General features: G+C 20.0%; 4 protein-coding genes. 2 read left to right on the top strand and 2 right to left on the bottom strand.

The window, feature by feature from the left end:
* Window positions 1–554: 554 nt before the first annotated feature.
* Together AB6A63_RS01520 and AB6A63_RS01515 are read left to right on the top strand one after the other, a co-directional pair.
* Entirely contained in the window at window positions 555–899 is a 345-nt protein-coding gene (locus AB6A63_RS01520; RefSeq protein WP_370430930.1) for a Panacea domain-containing protein, read from the top strand.
* A gap of 409 nt (window positions 900–1,308) precedes the next feature.
* Window positions 1,309–1,809: a hypothetical protein gene (locus AB6A63_RS01515; RefSeq protein ID WP_370430929.1), complete on the top strand. Its 501-nt coding sequence runs from the start codon at window positions 1,309–1,311 to the stop codon at window positions 1,807–1,809.
* A 185-nt stretch (window positions 1,810–1,994) separates the two neighbouring features.
* Here AB6A63_RS01515 and AB6A63_RS01510 read toward each other — a convergent pair whose 3' ends face one another.
* Together AB6A63_RS01510 and AB6A63_RS01505 are read right to left on the bottom strand one after the other, a co-directional pair.
* Window positions 1,995–4,751, bottom strand: a complete 2,757-nt coding sequence (locus AB6A63_RS01510; RefSeq protein ID WP_370430928.1) for a cation-translocating P-type ATPase — start codon at window positions 4,749–4,751, stop codon at window positions 1,995–1,997.
* 96 nt (window positions 4,752–4,847) lie between these two features.
* Window positions 4,848–6,173, bottom strand: a complete 1,326-nt coding sequence (locus tag AB6A63_RS01505) for a hemolysin family protein (protein ID WP_370430927.1) — start codon at window positions 6,171–6,173, stop codon at window positions 4,848–4,850.
* Window positions 6,174–6,474: the final 301 nt, after the last annotated feature.

Raw genomic sequence — 6,474 nt, 5'->3', positions numbered from 1 at the left:
ATAAAAAAAAAAAAAAAACAAGTGATATGTTTTTTTATCGTTAAATCAATAAAATAAATATTTTTTGATTAAAATTAAAATTTTCTTTTTGAACAAATTTTTTATTTAAGATTAATAAATTTTTTAGATTAAACTATTTTTTTTAACAAAATATCCAAATTTATTTTATTATTTTTTTAAAATTACTAGATCACTAAAATGGTATCATTCGCCATTTTACATATTTTATTCAAAAAAATTAATTTTTTTTATTTCTTTTTCTTATAAAAGTAATAAATAGTTTTATTTCATTTTGATTAATTAAAACTTGTTTCTTTAAAATTTCTAAAAAACGGTTCAAAACATCTCAAAAATCCAGGTTGAAAATATTTTTTTTATTGGGAAAATAAGAAATGAATTAAGTGTTAATAAAAAATGTAATAAATATTTAAAATTTTAAATACTTTAATTTTTATGTTATTCTAAATAATGGAATTTTAAATTTTATTTAAATTAAAAAAAGGAACCAAAAACCATGAACAAAAATATAGAAAAAGAACAAATAAATATTTTTGATGTGGCTGAATTATGTTATCGAAAAAATTGGCGATGTAACAAACATGAAATTACACAAATTAATTTATTATATTCAAGGTGTTTATTTAGCTAAATATAATGAAAAAATGTTTGATTCCGCTTTAGAATCTTGGTTGTATGGCCCTATTTTCCCAGAATTATATTTACAGATTTACAAAAACAGTTACCATCCTGTTCGTATAATCGAAAAAGGAGATAAAAACAAAATAACTGAAAAACAAGCTAAAATTATTGATTTAGTTATTGAAAAACAAGGATACAAAACTGCTGGTGAATTAAGCGAACAAACACATAATGAGTCTCCTTGGTTAGAAGCTTTTTAAAGTTATAGCGATTGGGAATTAAATGCGATCTCTGATGAAGCATTAATAATATTTTTTCAAAAAAATGATATTTCTGATTTATAAATACAATTAAGAATTTTAATATTCTTTTATAAAAATAAATTATCAACAAAAAAATTTTTTAATCAAGTTAATTCATTATTTATTTAAATGTATAAAAAAATCAACTCATAAAATTTTTATTTATTAATTTTAAAAATATAAAATAATCTTATTATTTTATTTATCTTCTATAAGAAAATTCATATTCGTAAAAATAAAAAAATTTTATCATCATCTTTTTATAAAAAAATAATTACATTGATTTTCGTTTGGTTTATTTTTAAATAATGTTAAAATGTTTGTGTTATTTCTATATAAAAATTTAAAAAGGAAAAACAAACATTAAATGCTTCGTGTGAAAAAACAATTATTAATTAAAAATTTTTTATTTATTTTTTTAGGATTTTTATTTATTTTTAATAAAAACAAGATTAACGCCATAGAAAATACAACACAAAATAATTTAAAACTTAATGATAAAAGTGAATATATTGTTTTTAAAAATTTATTATTTATACAAGAAAAAATGATTCAAAAAATAATTAACGCTTCGAGAAGAAACGCTGAGAAAAAAGAAATTAAGTTTTTGTTGGTTCAATTAAAACAGATCAATCAACAAATCATAACTTATCAAAAAGAAATATTAATTGATTTAGATAGAAATAACATAAGAATTCAATTAGAAAAAAAATATTTATTATTTATGCTAGAAAATATTTTATGCATTAATCGTATTCCTATTCATTTTAATAAAAAATATTTAAATATATTAAAAAATATTAAAACCAGAATAAACCAAAATCAATTACGAATTGATAATATAATTCAACAAATACAAAAAAAATAAAATTAGTTTTTTTCAAAAAAAATTAAATTTAATTTTTAGAAATAAAATAAAAAATATCGAATTATTTAGAAAAATTTATAAATAATTCGATATTTTGTTTTGTTGAAAAAATATAATAAATTGTTTAAATTAATTTAATTTTTATTTTGTTGTATTAATTTATATTCAAAAATAATAATTATAAATTAAATTTTCATTTTTTTATTTTCAAAAAATATTTTTATTTTTTTGATAAATTCACCTATGATCAAAAGACAAAGAGAAAAAAAGACAATAATCATAATATCTAGATAAGATAAAGAGGGAACTAATTGAAAAAAATTTCTCAAAAAAGGTATTATAAAAATACTTATTTGTAATAGAAAACTAATAATGAAGCTAATTATTAAATAAAAATTTATTTTTAGTTTAAAAATAGATTTAGTATAACTTCTAAAATTAAAAACATGGATTAATTGAGAAAAAGATAAAACCATAAAAGATATAGTTTGTCCGTATTGATTATTATTGTTATTTAATTTATATCCTATAAAACCAGCTAAAAAAGTTAATAAACCAATCATAAAACCTTCTGATATAATTTTTAAAATTGTTTTTTTGTTTAATAAAGAATTTTTTATTATACGTGGTTTTTGTTGCATTAAATTTTTTTCAGGATATTCCATCCCTAAAGAAATAGCAACCAGCGAATCAGTCACTAAATTAACCCAAAGAATTTGTAAAGTACTTAAAATAACAAAATTTTTATTAAATAAAAAATAACCTAAACAAGTATTTAATAAAATAACTATTATTTCGCCTATGTTGCAACTTAATAAAAAAGTAATACTTTTTTTAATATTTTCAAAAATATTTCGACCTTCGTGAATAATATTTTTAATAGTAGTAAAATTATCTTCAGTTAAAATAATATCTGATGTTTGTTTAGTGATATCTGTTCCTGTTTTTCCCATAGAAATACCAATATCAGCTTTTTTAATACTTAGTGCGTCATTAACTCCATCGCCTATCATTGCTACGATTTTTTCTTGTTTTTGCCAAGACTTAATAATTTTTAATTTATGTTCTGGAGTTACTCTTGCATAAACTTTTATGGAAGATAATTTAGATTGAAATTCGTTTTCACTTAAAAGATCTAATTGTTCTCCTGTGAGAGCTAAATCTTTAGAAGGATCAAATATTTTTAAATCAGAAGCTACTTTAATGGCTGTTTGTATATGGTCTCCTGTTATCATAATTAAATCAATAAAAGCTTTTTGACATTCTTGAATAGTTGGTAAAATTTCAGAACGTATCGGGTCTTCTATTCCGAAAGCACCTAAAAAAGTTATTTTATCTTTAATACGTAATAATTCTTCTTTTGGATTGAGAATATCGAAATTAAAATTATTATCATTTAAACGACAATAAGCTATTCCTATAACTTTATAACCTTCTGACGATATAGAGTTTAAATTTTTTTCTATTTCGAGACAATTATCTTTGTTTTTTCTAACAAACTCATTTTTATATTGAATATAATTAGATAAATTTAATATAATTTCATAAGCTCCTTTTATGATTAAATATCTTTCTTGGTCTTTTTGATGAATTGTTATCATAAATTTATAATTATTATCAAAAGGAAATTCTTTTATTTTTTTATTTTTATTTTGAATTTCTTTAATATTTAATTTCCATAAATGAGCTAAATTTATAAAAGATTGATCTATAGGATCAAATAAAAAATTTTCTTTTTTTTGGTATTTAAGATTTTCAGAAGAATAATTATTATTACATAAAACACCATAACGGATCAACTTTTGAATATCAAGATCAGGTATTATATCTGTTTCATCTATGTTTGTTATTTTATTATTGGAGTATATTTTTTTAATTGTCATTTTATTGTGTGTTAAAGTGCCTGTTTTATCAGTACAAATAATATTGACAGCTCCTAAAGTTTCTAAAGTACTTAGATTTTTAATAATAGCTTTCTTTTTTATTATTTTTTTAACACCAGAAGCTAAAATAATATTTATTATAGCTAATATACTTTCTGGAATAACAGCTACAGCTAAAATAACAGAAGATATTAATAATTTTTGAATTTGAGAAAGATTTATTACTTCTTTTGATAAATGATATTTTAACAAAGTTAAACAAAAATTAAGACTTATGATAATAATTATAATTAAGCCTAATAATTTAGATAGTTGATTTATATTTTTTTCTAATGGAGTTTTGTTCTTTTTTTCTTTTGTTATTGAATTAGTTATTTTCCCTATTTGAGTATTTTCTCCTATTTGGATAACTACTCCACGAGCTTTTCCTGAAATAACATTGGTTTCCATAAAAATTAAATTAGGAGAATCATAAAGAACAAATTTATTTTGTATAATATGTTCGTTTTTAGCGACAGGAGATAATTCACCTGTTAAGATGGCTTCGTTAACAGTAAAGTTATTTGTTTCTATTAATCTTAAATCAGCAGCGACAACATCACCAGCTTCTAAAATAATAATATCGCCAATAACTAAATTTTCTTTTAAAATAAATTGTAATTCTTTGTTTCTTAATACTTTGACATAAGGTTTAGTTTTGTTTTGAATCAAAGATAAAGAATTTTCTTTTTTATTTTCAAAAAAAACACCTAAAAAAGAATTGATTAAAATTATCGTTAGAATTAATATACTTTCGAATAATTCTTCTTTTTGATTTTCGATAATTCCTATTAAAAAGGTTAAAAGAGATATCGAAAATAAAATATAAATAAAAATATTGTTAAATTGGTGAATTAATTTATGAAAGAAATTTTTTTTAGGAATTTCTTTTAATTTATTTGAACCATATTTTAAAAAATTTTGTTCTATTTGTTTTTTGTTTAGGCCTTCGATAAAATTAGTATTTAATTGTTTTTCTAATATTTTTAATGAATCTTGAGGGAACAAGTCATCCCACATTTTGGTATTCTTTCTAATTTTTTATTTTGTAATAATAAATTTAATCTTTTTTAGAACATTTATATTAATTTTAGAATCTATTATTTTTGGAACATTTTAAATATTAGTTTTTGCTTCTAAATTTGTATTTTCTAATGGAGAATTTAATTTAGTCGCACGAACTATATTAATCACTAAACCGTCATATTTGATACTTTCAAATATCCAATTATTGTGAACTATTTTTATTTGTTCTTCTTTTTCTGGTATTTTTTTTAATTTTCCTAATATAAAACCATTCAAAGTGTCATAATTATCGATAGGTAAATTAGCTTTTAAAAAATCTTCTATTTCGTTTAAATGAGTTGTTCCTGAAATGATATACTCTTTTTCTGAAATTTTCACAATTTCTTTAGCAGTTTGTTTATCGTATTCGTCTCTAATATCTCCTAAAATTTCTTCTATTACATCTTCAATTGTTACGATTCCAGCTGTTCCACCGTATTCATCGATTACAACAGCGATATGATTTTGTTTTATTTTCATTTCTTTGAATAATTCACTAATGTTTTGAAATTCTATAACGTAGTATGGTTTTCTTAGGAAATTTTTAATATTAAATTCTTCATAAGGAGTTTTATCATTTATTTTTTTATCTTGTTGTAATAATCCTTTAAAAATATCTTTAACATGGACGATACCAATGATTTTGTCGATATTATTTTCGTATACAGGAAATCTTGTATATTTTTCTTGAGAAATAAAATTTATCAATTCATCTCTTGTAATTTCAGAATTTATGGCCACAATTTCTTTTCTGTGACGCATAATATCTGAAACCAAAGTTCCGTCAAAATCAAAAATATTTTGAATCATATCTTTTTCGCTATTATTAATAACTCCTGTTTTATAAGAAGAGTTTAATAAAAATTTTAATTCTTCTTCATCAACGTTATTATTTTTTTTAATATTAGTATCAATTCTGAAAATGAAGAGAATTAAATCTATAACTTTGTTAAGTACCCAAACTAAAGGTTGCATAAAAAAACAAATTATAATGAATATATTAATAAAAAAATAGGCAATAGGAATAGGAAAAGCTAAAGCTATTCTTTTTGGTAATAATTCACCAAAAATAATAGAACATAAAACAACTATTATTTCTATTAAAAATTTAGTACTTTGGTCACTATGAGGAATTTGAGAATTTATAAAAAGACCTTGTGAAAAGGTCAAAATGTGAATTATTATTTGAATAACAGATAAAAAAAGATTTGGTTTTTCTTTTATTTTTTTAATTTTTAAATCTTTTTTAAAACCTTTTTTAGCTCTTAAATCGATTTTGTTTTGGTTTAAAGAAACCAAAGATATCTCAATAGAGGCTAAAATGGCATTTAACATAATTAGAGCAAAAATGATAAATAAAGTCGTCAGTAGTTCCATATTTAATTTATGACCTCTTTATTCGAACTGGAATAAAATAGGTTATAAATAATTATATTACGATTATCATCTAAATCACTGTTTTCCATAAATTATAAGTTTATTAATTCTCCTTAGAATTTTTATTTTTTTATACTATACTATATTTTAGCATTAATTTACATTTTTTTATATATAAAAAAATATTTTAGATTTATTTATTTTAGATATAAAATAATGTTAATTGAAAAAAATTATGTTTAAAAAACATATAAATATTTTATTTTTTAAAAAAATTCATAATAAATAAATTTTTATTTTT

The sequence above is a fragment of the 'Camptotheca acuminata' phytoplasma genome, assembly GCF_041276565.1.
Classification (GTDB): domain Bacteria; phylum Bacillota_I; class Bacilli_A; order Acholeplasmatales; family Acholeplasmataceae; genus Phytoplasma.
The sequence above is the reverse complement of the archived record's forward strand: the minus strand, read 5'-3'. Positions and strand labels throughout refer to the sequence as shown.